This is a genomic window from Haloimpatiens massiliensis, assembly GCF_900184255.1.
GTDB classification, from domain to species: Bacteria; Bacillota; Clostridia; order Clostridiales; family Clostridiaceae; genus Haloimpatiens; species Haloimpatiens massiliensis.
This window is the reverse complement of the sequence record NZ_LT854640.1, coordinates 2,226,895-2,251,338: the sequence shown is the minus strand read 5'-3', so window position 1 is coordinate 2,251,338 and position 24,444 is coordinate 2,226,895. Positions and strand designations below refer to the sequence as shown.

The window sequence follows — 24,444 nt, the reverse complement described above, 5'->3', positions numbered from 1 at the left end:
GAGGTAAAGCAATGAAGGTTTTAATGATATTTGACCAAACCCAAGCAGGGCAAGGTGGTAAGGAAAACCCTAATTTGCCTTTAGGTGGTAAAGCTATGGCTATAGGTTCAGCAAGTATGTTAGAACCGGCATTAAAACAAGTAGATGGAAAGGTTGTAGCTTGTTTATATTGTGGAGATGGATTTTTTAAAAAAAATGAAGATGAGGTAAAATTAAAAATGACTGCCATGGTAAAAAAAATCAATCCAGATGTAGTTATATGTGGACCAGCTTTTAATTATGCTGGATATGCAAAAATGTGTGCAGTTTTAGCTCATGAAATAAATGAAAAAACTGATATTCCAGCTATAGCTGCAATGTCAAAGGAAAATGAAGAAACTATCTCAGAATATAAGGATTTAGTAAATATTGTAGTTATGCCTAAAAAGGGTGGAACAGGGTTAAGTGAATCACTTAGAAATATTTGTGCTTTAGCTAAGAAGAAAGTTGACGGCGGAGATATAAGTGATTATATAAAGAAAATATGTTATTAAAAAATAGGTAGTCTAATTTAGTTAGGCTACCTTTTCACATAAGAATATGAAATATGGAGGTAGTGCTTTTATAAAATATACAAATTATGTGAATATAAAATATTAGATTTAAAGCACAAGCATAGTATGGAAAAAATTTTAAATAATAAAATAGATGAATTAAAAGATAGTCTAATAGAACATATTATAGAAGTGGTAAAAATACCAAGTATAAAGGGTGAAGCAAAGCCACAGGCACCCTTTGGAGAAAATGTTAATAATGCACTAATGAAGGCACTAGAAATTTCTAAAGAATTAGGTTTTAAAACAAAAAATATTGATGGATATATAGGATATGCACAATTAGGTGAAGGAGAAGATTATATAGGAGTTTTAGGACATTTAGATGTGGTTCCTATAGAAGAGGGATGGAATAACCCACCATTTAGTGGACACGTTGAAGATGGCAAAATTTATAGTAGAGGGGTACTAGACAACAAAGGACCAATTATTAGTGCTCTATATGCATTATATGTCATAAAGGAATGTAATTTAAAATTGAACAAACCAGTACGCATTATATTTGGTACTGATGAAGAAAGTGGATTTAAAGATTTAAATTATTATTTGACAAAGGAAAAACCTCCAATTATGGGGTTTACGCCTGATTGCAAGTATCCAGTGGTTTATGGTGAGAGGGGCAGGGCTAAAATTAAGATAGGAACAAAGGTGTATAAAGAAAATTATGAAGAATTAACGCAAGAATTTTTTAATATGGTTAACGATTACTTTTTATCTAGTAAATCAGATGGCGATAGATTAGGAATTAATTATAATGATAAAGAGTTTGGAGCTATGGAGATGCGAAAGTACTATTTAGATATGAAGGAAGGTTGTTTAAATTTTCAATTTGACTTAAGTTATCCAGCTGTATGCACTATAGAAGAAATAATTGAACAAATAGAATCTAAAATTTCAACTAATTTTCAAATAGAATTATTACAAAATTATAATCCAGTTAGGTTTGAAAAAGATTGTTTTTTAGTTAAGTCTTTGCAGGAAGCATATGAGGAAGTTACCTGTTTAGACGGTACTCCAGTTACAACTACAGGTGGAACTTATGCGAAACTTATGCCTAACATTGTACCCTTTGGACCATCTTTTCCAGGACAAAAGGGTATTGCACATAATCCTAATGAATATATGGACATTAGCGATATTATTTTAAATGCAAAAATATACACTCAGGCAATTTATAAATTAGCAAAATAAAATATTATAAACAAAATTATTTTTATTAAGGTTATGATTAAACCACAAAAAGGTTATTAGTTCATATTAATAAGACGCACACATATTAATAAGACATACATGAAAGAAAAGGGGTAAAGAAATATGAAATTAAGTGATAGCACACTAAAATTAATGAGAGAAATTACTCAAACAATCGGAATTTCAGGTAATGAAAAATACATTTCAAAGGCATTGCAAAAGCATTATAGAAAATACACAGATAAAATAATTTTCGATAATTTAGGTTCAGTTTTTGCAGTAAAATCTTGTGGAAAAGAAAATGCTAAGAGAGTTATGATCTGTGGGCATATGGATGAAGCGGGATTTATAGTTAATGGAATTACAGATATGGGATTAATTAAAATATTACCTTTAGGCAATATTGAAAATCAAGCTTTATTAGCTCAAAGAGTTAGATTAATAAACAGAGAGGGCGAGGAATTTAAGGGAAGTATAATAGATAATGGCTCTGAAAGAGACAAGTCTAAGGCAATAGAAGTGAGTAAACTATTAGTAGATATTGGGGCAACTAGCAAAGAGGAAATTGATAAATTAGGAATAAAGTTAGGAGACTCAATTGTAGCTGATGGGCAATTTGAAGTGTTGGCAGGAGATAAAAGAATTATTTCTAAAGCTTGGAACAATCGTTATGGTTGTGTTATGGGTATTGAAATATTAGAAGCGTTAAAAGATGTGGATTTAGATGTGGATTTATATATTGGATGTACAGTGCAAGAAGAAGTTGGATTAAGAGGCGCTCAAACTTCTACTAATCTAATTAAGCCTGATTTAGGCATTGTAATGGATTGTTTAGGAGCAAATGATGTGAATGGTAATAAAGAATCAATGGGTAAGTTAGGAGAAGGTGTATTAATTAATTATTATGATAAATCTATGATGCCTAATAGAACGCTTTTAAATCATTTAGTTAATATTTGTAAATCGGAAGATATAAAGCATCAATATTTTTACTCCATGGGAGATGGAGATGCTGGATGGATTCATAAATTACTTATAGGTTGCCCAACTTTAACTACTAATATATGTGCTAGAAATATAAATACAAATAGTTCAATTATTCATGTGGATGATTACATAGCTGCAAAAGAAGCGATCATAGAAGTAATTAAATCATTAGATGAAGAAACTATTGAAAAATTCAAGTCAGAAAATAGATAAAATTCATATATTTAGTGTATAAAATATATGAATAAATGTGTTGGAGGAAAGCTCATGAGTGAAAATAGGATAGAACCATATGGCAATGTAGATTTACAAATGCTAAAGGAGTTAAGTGAAGCTGATGGAATATCAGGTTGTGAGAAAGAAGTTAGTAGAGTTGTTAAAAAGTATTTAGATAATTATGCTGATGAAATTTTATATGACAACCTAGGATCGATTATTGGACTAAAAAAAGGTAAGAATAATGGACCAAGGGTTATGATTGCTGGACATATGGATGAAGTAGGATTTATGGTAAGAGATATTGATGACAAAGGTTATATAAAAATATTACCTGTAGGGGGATGGTGGGGACATGTATTGCCTTCACAGGAAATGATTTTAACCACATCAAAAGGTAAAAAAATTACTGGTATCATTGGAAGTCGTGCACCACATGGAATGTCAGTTTCAGAGAAGGCAAAAGTAATTAAGCCTGTTGATTTGTTTATGGATTTAGGGATAGATACAAAAGAACAGGCAGAAGAATTGGGAATACAAATTGGAGATATGATAACGCCTAATTCTAAATTTAAGATTATGAATAATCCAAATTATTTAGCAGGTAAGGCGTGGGATGACAGAATAGGTGTGGCAGTGGCGATAGATGTATTGAAGGAGCTTCAAAACGTTGAGCATTGTGCAAATATTTATGCAGTTGGCACAGTTCAAGAAGAAGTGGGATTAAGAGGAGCTAGAACTTCCACACAGGTTGTAAAACCAGATATTGCTTTTGCATTAGATGTGACAACAGCTAAGGATACTCCAATGGATAAAGGGGAAGTAAAACTAGGTGGAGGAGTAATACTTAGTATACTAGATTCTTCAACACTAGCGAATAGAGGATTAATTAAAAAGTTAGAAGAAATTTCTGAGAAATTAGGATTAGATATAAACTATGATTGTATGACTGCAGGCGGCACGGATGCAGGAAATATACACAAAACATTTCAGGGTATTGTAACAATGACATTATCTATACCAACAAGATATATGCATTCACCTAGATTAATAATTCATCGAAAAGATTATGTACAAACAGTAAAGGTTATTGCAGAGTTTTGTAAAATATTAAATTGGAAATTGATAGAAGAAATAAAAGATAATAATAGATAGCTTTACGAAAAATTTAGGAGAGTGAGTATTATGGAATTTATTAAAGATATTAAAATAAATAATAGTTTTTTAGAGGATTTAAAAATTGTATTAAAGGAAAAAACAATTAAAGATGTGCCTGATGAATTTAATCCTTTTGGTAAGGGAGTAGCAAAAGGATTAAACTGTGTATTGGACATAGCTAAATCCTATGGATTTAATACAGTTAATTTAGATAACTATGTAGGCTATGCGGAGTTTGGACAGGGTGATGAATACGTAGGAGTATTAGGACATATAGATGTGGTGCCGGAAGGCAATGGTTGGAATACAAATTCCTTTGAACCTATAATAAAAGATGAAAAATTATACGCTAGAGGAGCCATAGATGATAAAGGGCCAATAATGGCAGCTCTTTATGCAGCAAAACTATTAAAGGATTCTAATGTTAAATTATCCAAAAAAGTTAGAATTATTTTTGGAACTAATGAAGAATCTGGTACAGAGGATATAGACTATTATTTAAAGAAAGAAAAAGCACCTAAATATTGTTTCACTCCAGATGCATACTTTCCAATAGTAACCTCTGAAAAGGGTATTTTTACCTTTGAATTAGTTCAAAAGTTAGAAAATAATCTTTGTGGCTATAAAATAGACTATATAAAAGGTGGCAAAAAATCTAATATAGTTCCTGATTATTGTGAGTGTAAAATAATACATGATGGCAATTCTAAATTACTTCAGGTATTTAAAGATGAAGGTTTAAAGGAAAAGTATAGAATAGATTTAGAATCTCATGAAAATCACATTATTATAATAAGCAGAGGAAAAGCTTCTCATGGAAGTACACCAGAAGCAGGAGAAAATGCTATAGCTAATATGATATTATACTTAAATGAAATATTAGATTTTCAAGATAGCTTTACAATGTTTTTAAAGGATTTTTCACAGTTAATTGGAAAGGATTATAGTGGAAGTAAATTAGGAATAAATTTTTGGGATGAGGAGTCTGGAAATTTAACTTTAAACTTGGGAATTATTAATGGTAATAGTTCAGAAATACGCATGAGATTTAACATTAGGTATCCAGTTACAGTTTCTAGTGATAGTATAGTAAACAATATTAATGAGAAAATAAAAGATACTAATTTAACTTTTCATATGGGAAATCATAATCCACCATTGCATTTCCCAAAGGAGCATAAAATGATAAAAGCTTTAAAAAAATCATATGAAGATATAGTAGGGGAGGAAGCGGAACTTTTATCTACAGGTGGAGGAACTTATGCTAAATTAATGCCTAATACAGTAGCTTTTGGAGCCTTATTTAAAGGTAGTGAGGATTTAGCTCATAAAGCTAATGAATTTATAGAAATATCCTTACTTGAAAAATGTATTAAAATTTATGCTAAAGCAATTTATGAATTAGCTAAATAATTTAGTAATATTAATATCTCAACTTTGCGCATGATTTTTAGAATTTATATTAGATAATAATTGAAATTATAAATAGCAAATATCCAATATCAATAATGTGGACTTTTTTCATTTCATTTAGAAAATTTCTGATTTATTTTTCAATCAATATATAACCCAGCACTCAGTAAAAGATTAATGAATGAACTATTACTGATTGCTGGGTTGGATTATATACTTTTATAGACTAGGTCTTTCATATAAATATATAGTAAAAATAGTTAAGAAAAGTATTTCTGTATTAGATAAATTAATATTGTAAACTCTTTCTATAACAGATTTTAAGCTTAACGATATAGTATAGTAGTTTGGAAAAACAGATTTAATTTTATTTAAAGTAGGTAGAGAATCAAAGTCCATTAGATTAATTCTGTCATATACCATATCAAGGTGAATACGAAAGAAATTTTTTACTATATCATCAGTAAAGTAGTTTGTAAGTTCATTATCTAAATTGGATAAACTTGATAAGAACTCCTCGTATGCAGAATTATTAAGGCTGTATTGATAACTTGAAGCAACATCTTTAATTATATTTAGATAATCTATAAAAAAGTCAATGATAGCTTCACTGCTTATTTCTTTATTAATCATATTGCTAGCAGTATCCTTTATTAGCTTTTTAAAACTATTAAGAATAAGATGCTTCTGCTTTAAAAATGAATGACTAGTTATTACGGAATTTTTATCATATATAAAATAGCCATCTACCATATCTAAAGAATCTAATAAAAGTCTTTCTTGGGATAATTGAGTATTGAGCATGTTTTTTAATTCATCAGGTAAATCAGGACTATTTATTTTAATTTGCTTCTTATTATGAATAAAATAGTCGGAATATGCATTAGCAATGGCTAGTTTAATATCATTTTTCAATTGACCTACATTATAAGGGCAATGATAGGATAGTAAACAAAGCATTGTGTTATAGGATACCCAAATAGGCTTATTTAGTTTTATACTTTCATTCTTTATAAAATATTCTACAAGGGTAAGTCTTTCTTCTAAAAGCCTTTCCTCCAATCCCGGTATGTAAATTTTTATTGGAATTCTCCTTATAAATGTATCTAAAAGAGAAGAGTTTATATCCTTATTTGTTGCACAGATTATACGTGCGGAAGAATGAATTTTTTTTGTTACCTCTCCAAATCTCTTAAAGTAGCCTGTATCCATAAAGACAAAAAGCATTTCTTGACCTTCACTAGGAAGATTGTGTATTTCATCTAAGAATAAAATACCTCCATCTGCTTGCTCTATTAGTCCAGCTCTGTTTTCAGTTGCGCCAGTAAAAGTGCCTTTTTTTACTCCAAAAAGATGAGAACTTAATAGCTGGGGGTTATTTGAATAATCTGAGCAGTTAAAATGTAGAAAAGGCATGTTTTTCTTAATATCTAGTGATTTAGCATATTCATGCATTAATTTTGCTAGCATGGATTTACCAACGCCAGTATCTCCGATAATCAGGCAATTCATTCCGTTATCTGGATACAAAATAGCTGTTTTAGCTAGTTTTATAGATGGTATCAATGATGGATAGAGATAAGCTAAGTTATCCATAGATGATTTTGCTGTAAAATCTACATTAGTAGCATTATTTAAAAAGTATTTTACAGGTCTCGAACTATTTTTATATAATAAGCCTTCATTAACTAGTAAATTTAAGTCTTTACTTACATTAGACCTCTCTAAATTTAATAATTCACTAACTTCAATAGTGGTTACTCCACTACCTTTATCTAATGTTTTTATAGAATTGTATACTAAATCTATTCTTTTCATAATATCCTATCCCCTTATAAATAATGAAGTGTGTAATTAATTTTAAATTATTGTGTCAATAATTGCGTAAATAAAACACACTATGCAGAAAAATAACCCATGTAAACGTGTATATGTATTATTCTACAATACACTTGATACAAAAATCAATTATTAGTTAGGAAAAGTGTTTAAAAGCATAAGTAAATTGAAAAATCATTGTGTATTTTATAGTTGGCATAGTTATTGCATAGATAATAAGTATCAATAACTAACAATTAAGAATGGAGGAAAAAATTTATGAAGTGGGCAATAATAGCAACGTGGAGAATGGCAGTTGAAGGAATAACTAAGGCATGCAAATCATTAGAAGATAAAGCCCCAGCAGGAGATGCTATAGAAGAGGCAATTAGTATGGTTGAGGATTATCCTTTTTATAAATCAGTTGGATATGGTGGATTGCCAAATGAAAACGGTGAAGTTGAGTTAGATGCAGCTTATATGGATGGGGATACTTTATCTATAGGAGCAGTAGCTGGTATAAGAGATTTTAAAAATCCTATAAGTGTAGCTAAAAAATTAAGTGACGAAAGATTCAATTGCTTTTTAGTAGGAACTGGAGCAGATGAATATGCTCATAAAAATGGCTTTGAAAGAGTTAATATGTTAACAGATAGAGCTAAAATGCATTACAAGAAAAGAGTTAAAGAAACTGTAGAAAAAGGGTTAAGTCCTTATGATGGTCATGATACCGTTGGTATGATAGCATTAGATGCTAATGGCTCTATGGCTTCTGGTACATCAACTAGTGGGTTATTTATGAAAAGAAAAGGAAGAGTTGGAGATTCACCAGTTTGTGGTTCAGGTTTCTACGTAGATAGTGAAGTAGGAGGAGCAACAGCTACTGGACTTGGAGAAGACTTAATGAAGGGCTGCATTTCCTATGAAATAGTTAGACTTATGAAAGAAGGATGTACTCCACAGGAAGCTGCAGATAAAGCTGTTGAAGATTTGAATGAAAAATTAATTAAAAAGAGAAAGAAAGCAGGAGATTTATCTGTAGTATGTTTAAATAATAAGGGTGAATTTGGAGTAGCAACTAATATTGATGGATTTTCTTTTTCAGTGGCTACAGACAGTAAAGAACCTACAGTTTATGTATGTAAGAATGTAGATGGCAAAACAACCTATGAAGTAGCAAGTCAGGAATGGTTAGATGCATACACTAAAAGAATAACATCTCCTATAACTTTTGATTAGTTTGCTATAATAGCTTAAAATCCAAATTGGTTTTACAAGTATTTTGCATCATTACAGTACTTTTCAAATGCACATTTTTTAGTTCCTTGAATTAACTAGCACTATAGACTAAGCAGTGTTATAGGTAAAGCAGTGTTATAGGTAAAGCAGTGTTATAGATAAAGCAGTGTTATAGATAAAGCAGTATTATAGATAAAGTATTATTATAGATAAAGTATTATTATAGATAAAGTATTATTATAGAATAATTAGTTCTGTAGATTAAAATGCAGTTATGATATTATAAGTATGCATAGGTATATGAAATAAACTTATAATTATTAATCAGCAAAGCTGCACTCTAGCATAAGCAAGTGGCGGGAGAGTTTCATAAGCATATAAAACAAGTCCAGCTAAGAAATGTCAATAAGAATTAAAAAAATAATTAATATTTTTATTATCTTAAAAAAGGGTAACCTTAATAAACTTTTGTTAGACTAACAAAAAACGGAAATTATATTTATGGAATTATACTACGCAGCGAAGCCGCATTTCGCTTTGAGATAATTCTTTTGGTGTTCTTCTGGTGTAATTATTTCAAATTCTTTCCCATCACGAAGAATGGCAAATAATATGTTACAAACTTTATGCATAACTGCCCCAAGAGCAATCATTTTAGGCTTACTTTGGCACTTTAAAAGATAGTATTCTCGAAGTACTTGATTTTTGGCGGAGCCATCTTTGTTTTTGCTTATGCTGATTAATGCCATAGTGTGAATTACTCTTCTGGCAATTCGAGAGCCTCGCTTTGACATACTGATTTTTGTGCCATTAAAGTTGCCAGATTGCTTTACTGCTGGATCTAAACCAAAATAAGCAAAAAGCTGTTTTGGTGAGTTGAACGCAGAGAAATCTCCGATTTCTCCCATGAGGCTTACAGCAGAAAGAAAACCTGCACCTTTAAATGTTTCAATCAAGTGAATTTGCTTTACAAAATCAGTATTTTCATTTTCATCAACAAGCTTATGCATTTCAGAGAGTATAGAAGAAATCTCTTCATCATACTTTCGAATAAAGCTTATGTATAATCTAATACGCTTAAAATTACTACTTACAGAATAACCGAAGGTCTTTGCATCATTGGCAGCCTTTATAATGGCATTATACTTATTATTAGCATATGTAAGCCCAAAACGAGCTGTAGATCTTATAGAATCAATAATCTCTTCTTTGGAAGCATTTAAAAATGCATCTGGAGATGTGTATGTTTCTAATAAGGTTAATGATGTATTAGTAGTTATTTTTGAAAAAATTTTAAGGTATTCTGGAAATACCATCCGAAGTTCACTTTGAAGTTTGTTCACATAAGCAGAACGGTTGTCCATCAAATCATAATACTCTCTTGAAAGATTTCTTAAATCAAGAGCAAGATCTGATGGCATAAGAGATACTTTTAAATCTGGCTTTAAGCCTATTAAGGCAGCTTTTTTTGAATCAAATCTGTCATTATGCACTTTTCTAATGTTAATGTTTGTGCTATTCTTAGTGATGATAGGATTAATTAGGTTAACATTAAATCCAGTATCACGAAGATAGCAGAAGAGTGGGTAATGATAAATTCCCGTGGATTCTAGGAAAATGCGACTTTCCAAAGAATACAACTCTTCTGCTTCTTTTATTTTAGAAACAGCGAGTTCAAGGGAATCAATGTTTGAATGTAGTATTTTAAAAGGCTTTCCAACAAAGGTCTGGTTAGGAAGTGCGATAGACATCCAACTGAAATCTGCACCAACATCAATACCGACCGAGATAAATAAATTTTTAAATAAAATGTTTGACATGAGCAAAAGCTCCTTTCCGATAGGAATCCATTTCCATCTAATGAGTACACAACCTTGCGAGTTATACAGGTATAGCCTGAGGCTCCCAACCAGCCGAATCATAAAACCTCATTGAATGGACTAATTGACTAAATCACGGGTATGAGTCAGCAGATACTGACTTCCCAAGGAGGAAAACATTATTTGTCCTATCCTTGAAGATTATACTTTATGAAAAGTCTGGAGTCTATATAGGAACCGTCAAGCATGATAATTAACTAAGATAACATCTGATGAAGGAAGAAATCCTTCTTCTGTTATCTATTATAGAAACAATTAAATTGAGATGAGTAGTCTTAATGACTACATCATTATTATACAAGGAGGAAAAGCTTTGAATATTTATGAGGCATGTGTAGAAAATTTTAGAGATGCTATTTCTATAGAAAAGTTAGGAGCCAATAGAATAGAATTATGTGATAATTTATTAGAAGATGGCACCACTCCAAGCTACGGTACTATAAAGACAACTATAGCTAATGTGAAAATACCCGTAATGGTTATAATTAGACCAAGAGGTGGTTCCTTTGAATATTCAAAGGAAGAAGTAGAAATAATGAAAGAGGACATAAAAATAGCTAAAGAATTAGGCGCTCATGGAGTAGTTATTGGTGCGTTAGTCCATAGTAATATAGATGTAAAAACAGTGGAAGAGCTAGTAGAAATAGCAAAGCCAATGAGTATCACTTTCCATATGGCTTTTGATGAAATAGAGGACAAGTTCTCTGCTATAGATCAGCTGGTAAGTTTGAAAGTAGATAGAATATTAACTAAAGGCGGAAAAGTTAATGCCTTAGAGGGAAAAGATGAATTGAAAGCTTTAGTCCAATATGCTAATGGAAGAATTACAATTATGCCTGGAAAAGGTGTTACCAAAGAAAATAGACAATATATTTTAGATTATACAGGTGCAACTGAAATTCATGGCAGTAAGGTAGTTTAAAAGTTAAATTTAATAATGGACAGTTAAAAAAGAAAAGAGGAGATAGGTATGGAGGATTTAGAATTAATATCATTCCAATTAATTAGTAATGTAGGAGATGCAAAGTCATCTTTATTTCAGGCTCTAAAAGCATCAAGAGAAGAGAATTTTGAGCTAGCAGAAAAATGTGTTGAAGATGCAGAGGCAAGTTTATTAAAGGCTCATGAATCACATAGTTCATTAATTCAGCAAGAAGCTTCGGGCGAACCAGTAAAAGTATCATTGCTTTTAATGCATGCAGAAGATCAATTGATGACAACAGAAACATTAAAAGCAATCACCGAGGAAATGATTTTAACACATAAAAAATACTCAAAATAATGATATGATTCAACCACAAAAAGCTACAATGTAGTGGAATTATGAAATTTCTCCTCCATGACTTGCATAAGAACTGGGAACAATAAATTTAAACAGCTCCTTTACTTCTTATGCAAGTCATTCAAGAGAAATTTCATAATTTAAGTAATGTAATACTTTTGTGGGATAATCATGATATAGTTTAATTAAAGCATTTAAGGAAATTTGTAATTGCACTATTGACAGTTTTTATTGAACATGTTAATATATTACACAATTAAGTGATATTTCACAGCTTTCAGTGCACTGGGGTATTAGTTTTTAGTTAACTTAAAGGTTGTAATTTTTCACTTAAAATTGTCAATAAATATACCATGAAGTGAGTGTATCTAGGGTTATACTTAAATTAGAGTTACACCTGAGCATAGCATTAGTTATTAGTGTGTTTGCTGGGCTAATATTTATACTTCAATTAAAGTTATACCTGAGCGGTACAGGGAGACTTTCTAAATGTATAAAGAAATTTCCTACACGCAGATTAGAATTTAAACCTGCGGAGTCACGATTTAAAAGTGACTCTGTGGGTTTTTTTGTTTTATAAACAGAGCTCTTAGCTTCAGATGGAGTTTTTACTCCAACTGAAGGTTAGAGATCGTTATCCAGGGACGTAGCTGCCGTTAACTCGCACTTTGTTAGAAGTGGGAGTTAACGGCAGGTAGTCATCGGATAAAAATAAGTATTTTCTAAGATTTATCATGAAAGAAAAAATCTATATTTCATATTAATTTTTTAGGGGGAATAGCTATGGGGAGAATATTAGGAAAAAGAATTATGCTGAGAGAATACGAAAAAGAAGATTTAATTTACATTAGAAAATGGGTGAATAATCCCAATATTACTAAGTATTTATCAGACATATTTTTATATCCACATACATTGAATGAAACGGAGAATTTTTTAAACTCCATATTGGAAGGAAAAACTAAAGGAAAAAATTTTATAATTGCCAATAAAGATACAGAAGAATATTTAGGACAAATAGATCTTTTAACAATAGATTGGAAAAATAGAGTTGGTTTATTGGGAATTGTATTAGGTCAAGAAACTAATCTAGGAAAAGGATATGGTGAGGAAGCTATAAGGCTTCTCTTGGATTATTCTTTTAATAAACTTAATTTAAATAGAATAGAACTTTGGCTTCATGATTTTAACAAAAGGGCATATAGATGCTACTCAAAATGTGGTTTTAAAGAAGAAGGTAGAAAGAGAAATAGTTTTTATGTAGATGGTAAATATACGGACTATGTTTTGATGGGCATATTAAAGGAAGAATTTATGGGGACGGTTAAGTAGTATAGTAGCTTTTATGGAAACAAATGCAATGATAAATACACCAGTTGTTAATTTAGGATAAAGCTTCAAAGGAGTTTCAAACTTAAGGGATAGTTTAAATAATAGTAATTTAAATTACTATTAAAAAATGGAAATTTATTTTTGAAAATAGGGTTAGGGGGAAGCTTACAATGAAATGTAATAAGTTGAAATTTGGTGATGAAATAAGAGTGATATCACCAGCTAGAAGTATGAAGATAATAACTGAGGAGTTAAGAGAAATAGCTAAGAGGCGATTTGAGGAAATAGGACTTAAGGTGACTTTTGCTAAACACGTGGAGGAATGCGATGATTTTTCATCAGCTAGTATAGAATCCCGTGTGGAAGATATCCATGAGGCTTTCTTAGATAAGAATGTAAAAGCCGTTATAACCACCATAGGGGGGTACAATTCAAATCAGTTATTAAGATACATTGATTATGAAATTATAAAAAGTAATCCTAAAATATTTTGTGGTTTTTCAGATATAACTGCCTTATGTTGTGCAATTTATAATAAAACAGGACTTATAACTTACTATGGACCTCATTTTTCATCTTTTGCTATGGAAAAAGGTATTGAATATACAAGAGATTATTTTAAAAAGAGTTTTTTAGATGAAGAAAGCAAAGTAAAAGGGGAAAATAACCAAGAAAGTACAGCTGGGTCAGATAATATGGAGACAAACACTAAAAATAAAACTTATATGGAGATTAAACCTTCAGAATTTTGGAGTGATGACCCTTGGTATAGAGATCAGGAAAGTAGAAATTTTATTCCTAACGATGGGTATTTAGTTATAAATGAAGGGGAAGCAGAAGGAACTTTAATTGGAGGAAATTTATGTACATTCAATCTTCTTCAAGGCACAGAATATATGCCTTCACTAAGAAATTCCATATTGTTTATAGAAGATGATGACTTAGTTGATGCGGAAACTTTTGATAGAGATCTTCAATCTACCATACATCAACCAGGATTTGAAGGAGTAAGAGGAATTCTTATAGGGAGATTTCAAAAGGCTTCAGCTATGACAAATGAAAAGCTTATAAAAATAATAAAAACAAAGAGAGAACTGAATAATATACCAGTTATGGCCAATGTGAATTTTGGACACGTAACTCCAATTGCAACTATTCCTATAGGGGGTTGAGGCAGAATGTCCACTGGCAGCAAGAAGATAGAAGTAAGAACGAATAATTAGTGTAATTGAACACTGAAAAACAATCATTGTGAAGAAGGAGGAGTTAGAATGTACTTTAAAAAACTTATAGGACAAAAATGTTATTTGTCTCCTATAAATGTGGAGGACTATGAAAAATATACTAAATGGGTTAATGATATGGAAGTATCTGCGGGCCTTGTATTTGCATCCAAACTTATTGGAATCGAAGCAGAAAAATCAGTTTTAGAAAGGATTTCTACTAATGGATATAATTTTGCAATTATAGATATAGAAAAGGATGAACTTATTGGAAATTGTGGATATCCAAAGCTAAACCATATAAATAGAATAGGAGAAGTAGGTATATTTATTGGTAATAAAGATTATTGGGGTAAAGGCTACGGTCAAGATGTGTTAAATCTTTTATTAGACTTTGGATTCAATGTATTAAATTTACACAATATTTCTCTAAAAGTATATTCATTTAATAAGCAAGCTATAAAATGTTATAAAAAAGTGGGATTTAAAGAGGCTGGGAGACTTCGAGAAGCAAAACTTATAGCTGGAAAAGCTTATGATGAAATCTTTATGGACATTTTAGACAAGGAATACCAATCAATTTACGTTAATAATATAGTAGATAAGAAATTACAAAAATAACAGAAGAAATAGTTTAGAAAAAAAGGGGACGGTTAAGTAAAATAGTTAAATAAGTAGATAATAATTAAGAAAAAATAAAACCATGTTAAGTAAAATTCAAAAAACGATACTTAACTGTCCCCAAAAAAGCTCCTTAAGAAAGAGGGAAAACTTAAAACTAAGCAGGGGGTAGTATGGAGTTGAGTATGAACTTAAAAATAAGACCAGTAAGAATTGAAGATGCAGAACCTATAAATGAAATAAGAAGGCAAGATGGAGTAAGAGAAAACACCATGGGTATTATCAGTGAAAGAATTACAAGAATTCAAAATATCATAAATAATCTTACTGAAAATGATCATATGTTAGTTGCCGAGATTGAAGAAAATGGCATTATAAAAGTTGTAGGAGCTGCAACTTTATCAGTTAATAGATCAAATAGGGTAAGACATTCAGGGAGTATGGGTATATCTGTACACAAGGATTATCAAGGCAAGGGCATTGGAAGAGCTTTGATGACTAGTATATTGGATATAGCAGATAACTGGCTTATGCTTGTAAGAATTGAACTTGGAGTTTTTGTTGATAATGAAAAGGCCATAAATTTATATAAATCATTAGGCTTTGAAATAGAGGGCAGAAAAAAATACGTAGCCATAAGAAATGGAAAATATGAGGATGAGTATATAATGGCTAGATATAATTTACACAGAAATTAAAAATGCTGATTCAAATAAAGTGATTAACCCACAATAAGGTACAATGTAGTGGAATTATGAAATTTCTCCTCCATGACTTGCATAAGAGCTTGGAACAATAAATTTAATTTAAGAAATTCTAATCGTTTAGTCATATAAAATTATCTAACGCTCACATTCAGCGTCCTGCCTCAGGTTCGCTAGCCTGGCGTCCTTTTAAGGCTTACGATAATTTTATCTGTCTAAAAGAAGAATTTCTAAAATTAAATTTAAATAGTTCCTTCGCTTCTTATGCAACTCATTCCAGAGAAATTTCATAATTCAAGCAATGTAATACTTATTATGGGATAATCATAGTAATTATAAAATAAAAATATGAGAAACAGGAGGATTTTATTTATGTATGTAGGAGAAAAGGTAAAATTACGTGAATATAAAAGGGAAGATATTAAATTAGCTCAGGAATTTGTAAACGATGTGGAAGTAAAGAAAATGCTAAATCCGGGTATACCATTTTTATACACTTATGAAGATGAGGAAAAATGGTTTGAAAGTCAATCAGCTACAAAAGAGCTATATAATTTCGCCATTGAAACATTAAAAGAAAGGAAATATATAGGTGGTTGTGGAATAAATAATTTAGATTGGAAAAACAGCGTAGCAACTATCGGAATATTTATAGGTGATAAAGAATATTGGAGCAAAGGTTATGGAAGTGATACCTTAAATATTTTAATTAAATTCATTTTTGAACAAATGAATATACACAAAATTAAATTAAATGTTTTTTCATTTAATAAAAGAGCTATAAAATGCTACGAGAAGTGTGGCTTTAAAACAGAAGGGATATTGAGGGAAGAAATATTTAGAGATGGAAAGTATTATGATGAGATAATTATGGGGCTTTTAAGAGATGAGTATTATAAGAAATAGCAGAATATTTATAGGGGGACATAAATTTATGAGGGGGAAAACTGATATTTTACAGATTGCAAAAGATCAATTATCGATAGATTATAACTGTAAGGTATGTGACTTTGAGAAAAATGGGAATACAATAGTTCGAAACAAGCTTATTGAAGGTAGACGAATATATGAAAGTGATGGATGCTTTTTTAAAGTAATTTGTTTTGGAGGTAGGGCAATTATTAGCACAGATGAAAAAATGATTTCTTGGTGTGAAGAGAAGCTTTTGAATAGAGACGCTGCATGGTTTTTTGAATATCCAAAGCTTCGAGAAATAGATAAAAAATTACAGGAATTTGGACATGAGATTGCTGATGTTCATCACTACTATCTTCCAAAACTAGATGAAATGGATGTAAAACCTATTACAAAAGTAAAATGGTATGAGTGTGAGGAAATTTTACAATTTAAGGATGATAACAGATTTTTAGAGGCATTTGCCTTCAATAAAAATTATCCAGACATGCTTGGAGTTGCAGCCTTAGATGGAGATAATATAATGGGTATGGCAGGTGCTAGTTCAGATAGTGAAAATATGTGGCAAATAGGCATAGATGTCTTGCCTAAATATCGTGGACAAGGCATAGGAACAAATTTAGTTGTACTTTTAAAGAATGAGATTTTCAAGAGAGGCAAGGTGCCATTTTATGGTACAGTGGAATCCCATATCCATTCTGAAAATATTGCTGTAAATGCTGGCTTCTTCCCAGCATGGGCTGAACTCTATTCAGGTAAAAGAGAGTAAAATAAATTGATAACTATGAATTACTTAAGTTACATGATAGCTTTCAAAAGTATTCTATAGAAAAAAATAATGGATGGACACCTCATGCCAGCCCTTAAGATTATCAGAATAGATTTCTATAGAGGATTTTTAAAAATTTGATTATACGATGGGGGAAATGAATTATGGATGAATTGAAATATTTGACACAATACTATAACAACTACGATGAAGAGGGGCGTCTTACATCTAAACATGGTCAGGTTGAGTTCCTTACCACAATGAAGTACATAAATAAGTACATAAAAAAAGGAATGCACATTTTAGAAGTAGGAGCTGGAACAGGTAGATATTCACTTTCACTTGCAGAAAAAGGATTTAGAGTTGATGCAATAGAACTTATTCAGCATAATATTGATATTCTTAAGAGCAAGATGGAAGAAAATTGCACTATAGATATTAGACAAGGTAATGCCGTAGATTTGTCCTGCTATAATGATGAAACTTTTGATATTACATTAGTTCTTGGGCCTTTATACCATTTGTTTAATGATAAGGATAAAAAACAAGCTATCAGTGAAGCGATGAGAGTTACAAAAAAAGGTGGAGTTATATTTGTATCCTATTGCATGAATGAAGCAACAATTATAAGCTGGGGTTTTCAGAAAGGTAATATTCTTGAAGGCATTCAAAGTGGTATTATTCATAAAGATACGTATAAATGTTTGTCCAATCCATCTTTGCTGTTTGAAATGTACAGGAAAGAGGAAATAGATCAGTTGATGGCAGGATATGCTGTTGAACGTCTTCATTTTGTTGCAACTGATTTAGCAACAAATTATATGCGTGATGAAATTGATGCTATGGATGAAAAAATGTTTGAAGCTTACCTGAAATATCATTTCTCTATATGTGAACGTTCTGATTTGGTTGGGGTAACACACCATAGTTTAGACATTTTTAGAAAAAATTGATACAAGTTTAAACACAATATTTTTAAATAAAAATGGGGTACTGTCATGCAGGATATAGGGGGAGCTAACAACAACAAAGGGGACGGTTAACAACAATTAGATAAATTTAAAGGCGAAAAGTTGTTAACCGTCCCCAAAAAAATTCCCCCAAAACCTTCCCCAAAAATCCCACATACATGGAGGAGATATAATTAAAATGAATAGAGAGATAAAGGTACAAAGGAGGGAATAATTATGATTATTGCTTGGATAGTTGCAGCTATTTGTGGAATTATAAGTATATTTCTTCTTTGCGGTAAAGGAAGCTGGCTGGTTGCAGGGTATAATACTATGAGCAAAGAAGAAAAAGCTCAATATGATGAAAAAAAAGTTTGTCGCCTTACTGGAATTTTAATGTTAATTATTACAATTCTAATAGTAATTCTGATATAAATAACTGAGTATGGCATTAGAAATAATTCTGAAAGTATAATTTCTAATGCTGCATTAGCTTTCGGTTTTATAGTGATAGTGTTATGTATTGGATTTTGTATATTTTTTGATAGACTAACTAAAATTAAACATAAAAAATAACTTAAGAACATGTAAAATATTTCAGGAGGACATGCTGTGAGTAAAAATGTAAAGCAAAAGAATGTTAAAGAGTTATTTAAAAAAATAGGTGCTATTATACTATCTATGGGGATAGGAGCTATTACAGGTATTTTTGTGTGTAAATTAATTGAAGAAGTGGTTGGTGATTATGGTCTATTTACAATTATAATTGGTATGGCTATTTTTGTAGTTGCATTTATATTGCAACTGATTCTACATGAAGTAGGTCATTTGATTTGTGGACTTTGGTCTGGATATGAATTTGTATCATTCAGAATTGGAACTTTAACATTTGTAAAAGATAATGGGAAGATAGTAACTAAAAAATTTACTATTAAAGGTACAGCTGGACAGTGTATTATGATGCCGCGTAAAGATAAAAAACATGATTGCCCATACATCCTTTATAATTTGGGTGGTATACTCATGAATGCTGTAATAACATGTTTGTGCATAGCCATTTATTTATGGTGTCCTATGCCTAATATGTTATCTATATTTTTTATTTTTGTTGCTATTAGTGGAGTTTACGATTTAATATTAAATGGTATTCCCATGAAAATAACTGGTGTTTGCAATGATGCATATAATGTGCTTTTCATTGGAAAAGATGAAATTGCAAAGTATTCATATTATACAATGCTTAGAGTAAATGGACTTCTTTATAGGGGCATTCGTGTAAAGGACATGCCATTTGAGTGGTTTGAACTTCCTGACGGGGCTGATTTAAATAATCCTATAATTAGCACTATGGAAATTATAAAAGCAGGTTATTATTTAGATAAAAAAGAATTTCATAAAGCAAAAGAATGTTATGAAAAGCTATTAAATGATGTACCTAATCTAATTAAGTTATACCAAAATGAAATCAAATGTGATCTTCTTTTTTTTGAAATTATAGGCGAGGCTAGGAAAGATATAATTGATAAGCTATATACCGAAGAATTAAAAAGTTATATAAAGGCAACTGATTGTTATATGTCAAGGAAACGTTTAATGTATGCCTATGCGCTTATAATAGAACAAAATACACAAAAGGCGGATAAGCTATTGAATGAGGCTTATATAGCTCAAAAAACATGTCCCGCAAAAGGCGAGGCCGAAAGTGAAATGGAAATAATAGAGCTTGTAAAGGAAAAGTATGCAGATTAACATCGTACGTTTGGTTTTCATTTAATAATGTAGGACTTTTATTTTTAACTATTGGTGTGGGCATTATTATCTTTCTACGGATAATGTATCTTGTAGAAAGAAAAGAAGAAATGGAATATTTACTAACACTTGTAATAACTGAATTTATGAGCGGTATTAAAATATTTTTATTAATAAAGGCTTGGGGATTTTCGTTAGAAAAATAATAATTTTACGATGGGTTTCAGTAAAATGTTAACTAACAGCTGTTTATACAAGTGAAATATGGGTTTATGGAATATAACAAAAAAATTTGCATTAGGGATAAAAATTTGGAGTTGGAATATACTTTACAGGGTAATGAACAGTAATTTTATAACAAATAGTAATCTGTAATAAGTTGGAGGTGAAAATATATGATAGAGTTTGACAATATAAAAGTAGAAAATTTACCAGTTGTTCTAAATGAAGATACAACATTAAAAAGATATTATCCACTGGTAAAAATAAAAGATGTAATAGTAAAAGAACTATTAGCGGCAGGAGTTATGGATAAATATGATTTCTTGGATAAGTATAAAGATCACCTAGAATTAGTAAAAACGAAAACAGGATTAAGTAAAGATATTTTAGCGTTATTAGCTTCTTTTTTCACATATCAGAATTTTAAAGAACGTAAGTTAAAGGAACTTGATTGTATAAGTGAAAAATATATTTTACTCCTTAAAGATTCTGGTATAAAAACATCAAGCCAAATTCTATGTAAATTTAAATGCCATGAAGAGATATTAAGAGCATCTGAGAAATATGATATCCCTTATTTAGAAATGCATAAAATTGTTTGTCTTTGTGATTTGATGAGATTACCGGGAGTGAAGTGTGTGCGGGCAGAGCTGTATTTTAATTGTAATATAAAGAACATTGCTGATATGGCAAAGCAAGATTTAATTAACATAAAACAATGTATTTGTAATTATATAGAAGAGACAAATTCTAAGAGAGCAGTACCTTTGAATAAAGAGTTAAATACACAGATTGCATGGGCGAAAGTAATGCCAGTAGTCCTAAAAATCAACTAAGATGAGCATGAAGCGAAAGAAGAAATGGAGATGTGAACATGAATAAAGCAAAGAAAAAAGCTATCAACATATGGGATAAAGTTGCTCCTAATTTTGGAGAAATTGGGCCAAAATATTGGGATGATTTTGGAAGAAAATTGGTTAAACTTTCAAACATAGAAATTGGTGGAAAAGTTTTAGATATTGGAATGGGTAGGGGTGCTTCGTTATTTCCTGCCCTAGAAAAGGTAGGTAAAGATGGATATGTTGTAGGTATAGATAATTCTAATGTCATGGTAAAAGAAACTCATAAGGATATTTCAGCTAGAAATATATGTAATGCGGAAGTGAAAAATATGAATGCACAATCTATGGATTTTGCAGAAAATTCTTTTGATAATGTTATTTGTGGATTTGGAATGGGATATCTTTTGTTAGGAGAAAATAAATTAAATGATGTATTAAGAATATTAAAAACTGATGGACAAGCAGCCTTTAGCATATGGGGTGTGCAGAAGGAGCAGAAGTGGTTAACAGATATAGTTGAAAAATATTTAAAAGCAGATTTAAGTAATTCAAATAATAAAAAACTAGACATTCCTAAGTTTGATAATGTAGAGGATATTACAAAAATATTGCATGATTCTGGTTTTCAAAATATAAAAATTTACGAGGAAAATGCGGATGTGGTATATATGAATAAAAAGGAATGGTGGGAAGAAATGCATACCAATGCAGTAAGGGGCATATTTGATCAGATTCAAAAGCTAGGTTTTGAATCATATGTACAATTTAAGGTAGATATATTTAAGGGTCTTGAACAGTTTAAAAAAGATGACGGACTTCATTTTAATATGCCAGTAATATACGCATTTGGGCATAAAAAATAACAGATATTTACATTATATAATATGATTCTTTAAATGAGCAAATTTCATAACAAATTATGGAATAAAAATAGACATTCATAATATCCTAGTGTATTATATTTCTGTCAGAAAACATAAACAAAGGATGAATATAAATGTCTACAGAAAATAATATACCATATAATAAAGAGATTAACAATTTCATAATTAAACTTGGATTATCATTATATTTAACACTGCCTCAATTAAAACATGTTTGTGAATTTATCTTTGCAGCCGTAGGTCGTGGGTATGATGGCAAAGTTATTCATATAGCTGAAAGTTGCTATCAGAGTACTTATAGAACATCCATAGGTCAATTTTTATCCAAAAGCCCATGGAATGAAGATTATATTTTGAGAGCATTACAAAAGTTCGCAGTTAATAAAATTTGGCAGTTATCTCGTGATACAGGAAAGCCTATTTATGTGATTATTGATGATACTATCTGTAAGAAGACAAAGCCTTCGTCACGGGCTAAAAATCCTATAGAAAAGTGTCAATTTCATCAATCACATTTAGAAAATAAAAAAGTCTATGGACACCAAGTTGTAGGTGCTTTACTACAATGTGGCGATGTTACAATTCCTTATCAGCTAACGCTTTATGATAAGACTAAAGTCGATAAAGACAATAAAAAATTTACTAAGATTAATATTGCTGTAAATATAATATCTTCATTACCCGAACCACCTATTCAAGGTTTCGTCTTAGGGGATAGTTGGTATAGTGCTGAAATAATTATAAAAACAGCAAAGGCAAAAGGCTTTGAATATATAGGAGCGTTAAAAACTAATAGAATTATATACCCAAAGTGCTCGCGCATGAATCATAAAATTAATGGTTTTGCCAAAACTATAAACAAGGAAGACTTTCACCTCGTAACAGTGAATAAGCACTCTTACTATGTTTATAGATATGAGGGCAAAATCAATGGTTTTAAAAATGTTGTAATTCTTATTAGTTATCCTAAAGAAGCTCTCTATAATGAAAAAGCATTAAAATCTTTTATATCAACAGATATAAATCTCACAACAGAAGAAATACTTTTTCAATACCGTGAACGTTGGACAATTGAAGTATTTTTCCGTCAAAATAAGATGGAATTAGGTTTTGATAATTATCAAGTTCGTGGTGAAAAAGCCATAAAGAGATTTTGGATTTTAACTCAATTGACTTATCTTTATTGTACTTGTTGCATAAGCACAGATTGTTCTAAATTTGGAGAAGGTTTAAAAATAGCTCGTAAACAATCCCAACAAGAAGTAATTGCTTGGGTATATTCTCAATATAAAAAAGGAGTTAGTTTAAATGCTATTTTTGATACTCTTAAATTATCACACAATAAGTGTGCTTAAGTAATGTAAAATAATGTAAGTGTTTTTGCTCATTTAAAGTATGATTAATCCACAATAAGGTACAATGTAGTGGAATTATGAAATTTCTCCTCCATGCCTTTCATAAGAGCTAGGAACAATAAATTTAATTTAAGAAATTCTAATCTTTTAGTCATATAAAATTATCTAACGCTCACATTCAGCGTCCTGTCTCAGGTTCGCTAGCCTGGCGTCCTTTTAAGGCTTACGATAATTTTATCTGTCTAAAAGAAGAATTTCTGAAATTAAATTTAAACAGTTCCTTCGCTTCTTATGCAAGTCATTTCAGAGAAATTTCATAATTCAGGTAATGTAATGCTTTTTATGGGATAATCATAATATAATTTATTATTCATTATTTCAAGAAATTACTTAAATTAAGCTTATGTGAAGAGTAGAAGCTACAGTTTTTTAGATAATTATGGAATTTAAAAGTGTAGATGCTTTCATATGTTGTTAATGGGGAAGCTAAGAATTTGATAAAGTTACGAAATACTGCTAAAGCCATCATTGTTCAAGATAATAAGATACTCTTTGTAAAATATCTTTCAAAAAGGTCTGGAACGATATACTATGTATTACCAGGTGGTGGACAGGAAGCTGGAGAAACTTTTAGTGATACATTAAAGAGGAAATGTTTGGAGGAACTTGGGGCTGAAATAGATGTGGGGGAACTTGTATTACTTACTGAGTACATTGGAAAAAATCATAAATTTGCAGATTTACATTGAGATTTACACAGAATTGAATGTATGTTTCTTTGTACCATGAAATCTTCTATAGACTTATCAAAAGCGACTAATATGGACTCTGACCAAATAGGCGTTCAGTGGTTAGGGTATGATGAAATTAAAGAAAAAACTGTGTATCCTGAAGTATTGAAAAGAGTTTTTGATGAGATGGGAAATATTATATCACCCATATATTTAGGGGATACATTTTAAAAAGAGACACATTTAAAATTTTTTAAGGTAGAATATCTCGGTGGAAATTATGGATTCTTAACATAAGTTTTTGTACAGGAGCCAGAACCCATAACCTAAATATACATATAAAATAGTATAAATACGCATTTAGTGTAGT

Annotated in this window: 25 protein-coding genes; 23 read left to right on the top strand and 2 right to left on the bottom strand. The window is 30.6% G+C overall.

Annotated elements, in window-relative coordinates:
* Positions 1–11: 11 nt before the first annotated feature.
* The 5 genes from C1715_RS18615 to pepV all read left to right on the top strand — a co-directional run bounded on the left by C1715_RS18615 (position 12) and on the right by pepV (position 5,558).
* The gene (locus tag C1715_RS18615) at positions 12–533 is read left to right on the top strand and encodes a GrdB-related putative oxidoreductase (RefSeq protein WP_035287685.1); all 522 of its coding nucleotides are present in this window, start codon (positions 12–14) and stop codon (positions 531–533) included.
* Between the two features lie 126 nt (positions 534–659).
* Positions 660–1,784 (top strand): Sapep family Mn(2+)-dependent dipeptidase, encoded by a 1,125-nt coding sequence (locus C1715_RS18610; protein ID WP_102401822.1) that lies wholly within the window; start codon positions 660–662, stop codon positions 1,782–1,784.
* Between the two features lie 123 nt (positions 1,785–1,907).
* Positions 1,908–2,984, top strand: a complete 1,077-nt coding sequence (locus tag C1715_RS18605) for a M42 family metallopeptidase (RefSeq protein WP_102401821.1) — start codon at positions 1,908–1,910, stop codon at positions 2,982–2,984.
* 54 nt (positions 2,985–3,038) lie between these two features.
* Entirely contained in the window at positions 3,039–4,142 is a 1,104-nt protein-coding gene (locus tag C1715_RS18600) for a M42 family metallopeptidase (protein WP_035288663.1), read from the top strand.
* A 30-nt stretch (positions 4,143–4,172) separates the two neighbouring features.
* Positions 4,173–5,558, top strand: coding sequence for a dipeptidase PepV (gene pepV / locus C1715_RS18595; RefSeq protein WP_102401820.1), 1,386 nt, complete (start codon positions 4,173–4,175; stop codon positions 5,556–5,558).
* A gap of 219 nt (positions 5,559–5,777) precedes the next feature.
* On the opposite strand, the gene C1715_RS18590 is transcribed toward pepV, so the two are convergent.
* Positions 5,778–7,376, bottom strand: coding sequence for a sigma 54-interacting transcriptional regulator (locus tag C1715_RS18590; RefSeq protein ID WP_102401819.1), 1,599 nt, complete (start codon positions 7,374–7,376; stop codon positions 5,778–5,780).
* A gap of 279 nt (positions 7,377–7,655) precedes the next feature.
* Between C1715_RS18590 and C1715_RS18585 the strand changes: the two genes are divergently transcribed.
* Complete coding sequence (locus C1715_RS18585) at positions 7,656–8,615, top strand: glycosylasparaginase (RefSeq protein WP_102401818.1); 960 nt, start codon at positions 7,656–7,658, stop codon at positions 8,613–8,615.
* 512 nt (positions 8,616–9,127) lie between these two features.
* Here the strand turns inward: C1715_RS18585 and C1715_RS18580 are convergent.
* Positions 9,128–10,435, bottom strand: a complete 1,308-nt coding sequence (locus C1715_RS18580; protein ID WP_035287686.1) for an IS110 family RNA-guided transposase — start codon at positions 10,433–10,435, stop codon at positions 9,128–9,130.
* Positions 10,436–10,808: 373 nt separating this feature from the next.
* Here C1715_RS18580 and C1715_RS18575 point away from each other — a divergent pair, with 373 nt between their 5' ends.
* The 17 genes from C1715_RS18575 (at position 10,809) to C1715_RS19595 (ending at position 24,305) form a co-directional block, all read left to right on the top strand.
* Positions 10,809–11,417: a copper homeostasis protein CutC gene (locus C1715_RS18575; RefSeq protein WP_102401817.1), complete on the top strand. Its 609-nt coding sequence runs from the start codon at positions 10,809–10,811 to the stop codon at positions 11,415–11,417.
* Between the two features lie 48 nt (positions 11,418–11,465).
* Positions 11,466–11,777 (top strand): PTS sugar transporter subunit IIA, encoded by a 312-nt coding sequence (locus C1715_RS18570; protein ID WP_035287744.1) that lies wholly within the window; start codon positions 11,466–11,468, stop codon positions 11,775–11,777.
* A 783-nt stretch (positions 11,778–12,560) separates the two neighbouring features.
* Complete coding sequence (locus tag C1715_RS18565) at positions 12,561–13,109, top strand: GNAT family N-acetyltransferase (RefSeq protein WP_102401816.1); 549 nt, start codon at positions 12,561–12,563, stop codon at positions 13,107–13,109.
* A gap of 170 nt (positions 13,110–13,279) precedes the next feature.
* Positions 13,280–14,281, top strand: coding sequence for a S66 family peptidase (locus C1715_RS18560; protein WP_102401815.1), 1,002 nt, complete (start codon positions 13,280–13,282; stop codon positions 14,279–14,281).
* Between the two features lie 99 nt (positions 14,282–14,380).
* Positions 14,381–14,953, top strand: a complete 573-nt coding sequence (locus tag C1715_RS18555) for a GNAT family N-acetyltransferase (protein WP_102401814.1) — start codon at positions 14,381–14,383, stop codon at positions 14,951–14,953.
* A 185-nt stretch (positions 14,954–15,138) separates the two neighbouring features.
* Positions 15,139–15,651 (top strand): GNAT family N-acetyltransferase, encoded by a 513-nt coding sequence (locus C1715_RS18550; RefSeq protein ID WP_102401992.1) that lies wholly within the window; start codon positions 15,139–15,141, stop codon positions 15,649–15,651.
* 378 nt (positions 15,652–16,029) lie between these two features.
* Positions 16,030–16,563 (top strand): GNAT family N-acetyltransferase, encoded by a 534-nt coding sequence (locus C1715_RS18545; RefSeq protein ID WP_102401813.1) that lies wholly within the window; start codon positions 16,030–16,032, stop codon positions 16,561–16,563.
* A gap of 28 nt (positions 16,564–16,591) precedes the next feature.
* Positions 16,592–17,341, top strand: coding sequence for a GNAT family N-acetyltransferase (locus tag C1715_RS18540; protein WP_102401991.1), 750 nt, complete (start codon positions 16,592–16,594; stop codon positions 17,339–17,341).
* A 164-nt stretch (positions 17,342–17,505) separates the two neighbouring features.
* Positions 17,506–18,294 carry a class I SAM-dependent methyltransferase gene (locus C1715_RS18535; protein WP_102401812.1) on the top strand — a complete coding sequence of 263 codons (789 nt, stop codon included), beginning with the start codon at positions 17,506–17,508 and terminating at the stop codon, positions 18,292–18,294.
* 234 nt (positions 18,295–18,528) lie between these two features.
* The gene (locus C1715_RS18530) at positions 18,529–18,726 is read left to right on the top strand and encodes a DUF3784 domain-containing protein (protein WP_102401811.1); all 198 of its coding nucleotides are present in this window, start codon (positions 18,529–18,531) and stop codon (positions 18,724–18,726) included.
* Between the two features lie 177 nt (positions 18,727–18,903).
* The gene (locus C1715_RS18525) at positions 18,904–20,040 is read left to right on the top strand and encodes a hypothetical protein (protein WP_102401810.1); all 1,137 of its coding nucleotides are present in this window, start codon (positions 18,904–18,906) and stop codon (positions 20,038–20,040) included.
* Between the two features lie 83 nt (positions 20,041–20,123).
* Entirely contained in the window at positions 20,124–20,246 is a 123-nt protein-coding gene (locus C1715_RS20160) for a hypothetical protein (RefSeq protein ID WP_278320133.1), read from the top strand.
* 189 nt (positions 20,247–20,435) lie between these two features.
* On the top strand, positions 20,436–21,098 hold the full coding sequence (locus tag C1715_RS18520) for a DUF4332 domain-containing protein (protein ID WP_102401809.1): 663 nt from the start codon (positions 20,436–20,438) through the stop codon (positions 21,096–21,098).
* A gap of 38 nt (positions 21,099–21,136) precedes the next feature.
* Complete coding sequence (locus C1715_RS18515) at positions 21,137–21,967, top strand: class I SAM-dependent methyltransferase (protein WP_102401808.1); 831 nt, start codon at positions 21,137–21,139, stop codon at positions 21,965–21,967.
* Between the two features lie 134 nt (positions 21,968–22,101).
* Complete coding sequence (locus C1715_RS18510; RefSeq protein WP_102399572.1) at positions 22,102–23,343, top strand: IS701 family transposase; 1,242 nt, start codon at positions 22,102–22,104, stop codon at positions 23,341–23,343.
* Positions 23,344–23,837: 494 nt separating this feature from the next.
* On the top strand, positions 23,838–24,092 hold the full coding sequence (locus tag C1715_RS18505; RefSeq protein ID WP_180964149.1) for an NUDIX domain-containing protein: 255 nt from the start codon (positions 23,838–23,840) through the stop codon (positions 24,090–24,092).
* Positions 24,093–24,113: 21 nt separating this feature from the next.
* Positions 24,114–24,305 carry an NUDIX hydrolase gene (locus C1715_RS19595; RefSeq protein ID WP_180964148.1) on the top strand — a complete coding sequence of 64 codons (192 nt, stop codon included), beginning with the start codon at positions 24,114–24,116 and terminating at the stop codon, positions 24,303–24,305.
* Positions 24,306–24,444: the final 139 nt, after the last annotated feature.

Bases quoted from the DNA above. Each gene is read 5' to 3' on its own strand.
- C1715_RS18615 (WP_035287685.1), top strand. From the start codon at position 12: ATGAAGGTTTTAATGATATTTGACCAAACCCAAGCAGGGCAAGGTGGT.
- C1715_RS18610 (WP_102401822.1), top strand. From the start codon at position 660: ATGGAAAAAATTTTAAATAATAAAATAGATGAATTAAAAGATAGTCTA.
- C1715_RS18605 (WP_102401821.1), top strand. From the start codon at position 1,908: ATGAAATTAAGTGATAGCACACTAAAATTAATGAGAGAAATTACTCAA.
- C1715_RS18600 (WP_035288663.1), top strand. From the start codon at position 3,039: ATGAGTGAAAATAGGATAGAACCATATGGCAATGTAGATTTACAAATG.
- pepV (WP_102401820.1), top strand. From the start codon at position 4,173: ATGGAATTTATTAAAGATATTAAAATAAATAATAGTTTTTTAGAGGAT.
- C1715_RS18590 (WP_102401819.1), bottom strand. From the start codon at position 7,376: ATGAAAAGAATAGATTTAGTATACAATTCTATAAAAACATTAGATAAA.
- C1715_RS18585 (WP_102401818.1), top strand. From the start codon at position 7,656: ATGAAGTGGGCAATAATAGCAACGTGGAGAATGGCAGTTGAAGGAATA.
- C1715_RS18580 (WP_035287686.1), bottom strand. From the start codon at position 10,435: ATGTCAAACATTTTATTTAAAAATTTATTTATCTCGGTCGGTATTGAT.
- C1715_RS18570 (WP_035287744.1), top strand. From the start codon at position 11,466: ATGGAGGATTTAGAATTAATATCATTCCAATTAATTAGTAATGTAGGA.
- C1715_RS18565 (WP_102401816.1), top strand. From the start codon at position 12,561: ATGGGGAGAATATTAGGAAAAAGAATTATGCTGAGAGAATACGAAAAA.
- C1715_RS18560 (WP_102401815.1), top strand. From the start codon at position 13,280: ATGAAATGTAATAAGTTGAAATTTGGTGATGAAATAAGAGTGATATCA.
- C1715_RS18555 (WP_102401814.1), top strand. From the start codon at position 14,381: ATGTACTTTAAAAAACTTATAGGACAAAAATGTTATTTGTCTCCTATA.
- C1715_RS18550 (WP_102401992.1), top strand. From the start codon at position 15,139: ATGAACTTAAAAATAAGACCAGTAAGAATTGAAGATGCAGAACCTATA.
- C1715_RS18545 (WP_102401813.1), top strand. From the start codon at position 16,030: ATGTATGTAGGAGAAAAGGTAAAATTACGTGAATATAAAAGGGAAGAT.
- C1715_RS18540 (WP_102401991.1), top strand. From the start codon at position 16,592: ATGAGGGGGAAAACTGATATTTTACAGATTGCAAAAGATCAATTATCG.
- C1715_RS18535 (WP_102401812.1), top strand. From the start codon at position 17,506: ATGGATGAATTGAAATATTTGACACAATACTATAACAACTACGATGAA.
- C1715_RS18530 (WP_102401811.1), top strand. From the start codon at position 18,529: ATGATTATTGCTTGGATAGTTGCAGCTATTTGTGGAATTATAAGTATA.
- C1715_RS20160 (WP_278320133.1), top strand. From the start codon at position 20,124: ATGTATCTTGTAGAAAGAAAAGAAGAAATGGAATATTTACTAACACTT.
- C1715_RS18520 (WP_102401809.1), top strand. From the start codon at position 20,436: ATGATAGAGTTTGACAATATAAAAGTAGAAAATTTACCAGTTGTTCTA.
- C1715_RS18515 (WP_102401808.1), top strand. From the start codon at position 21,137: ATGAATAAAGCAAAGAAAAAAGCTATCAACATATGGGATAAAGTTGCT.
- C1715_RS18510 (WP_102399572.1), top strand. From the start codon at position 22,102: ATGTCTACAGAAAATAATATACCATATAATAAAGAGATTAACAATTTC.
- C1715_RS19595 (WP_180964148.1), top strand. From the start codon at position 24,114: ATGTTTCTTTGTACCATGAAATCTTCTATAGACTTATCAAAAGCGACT.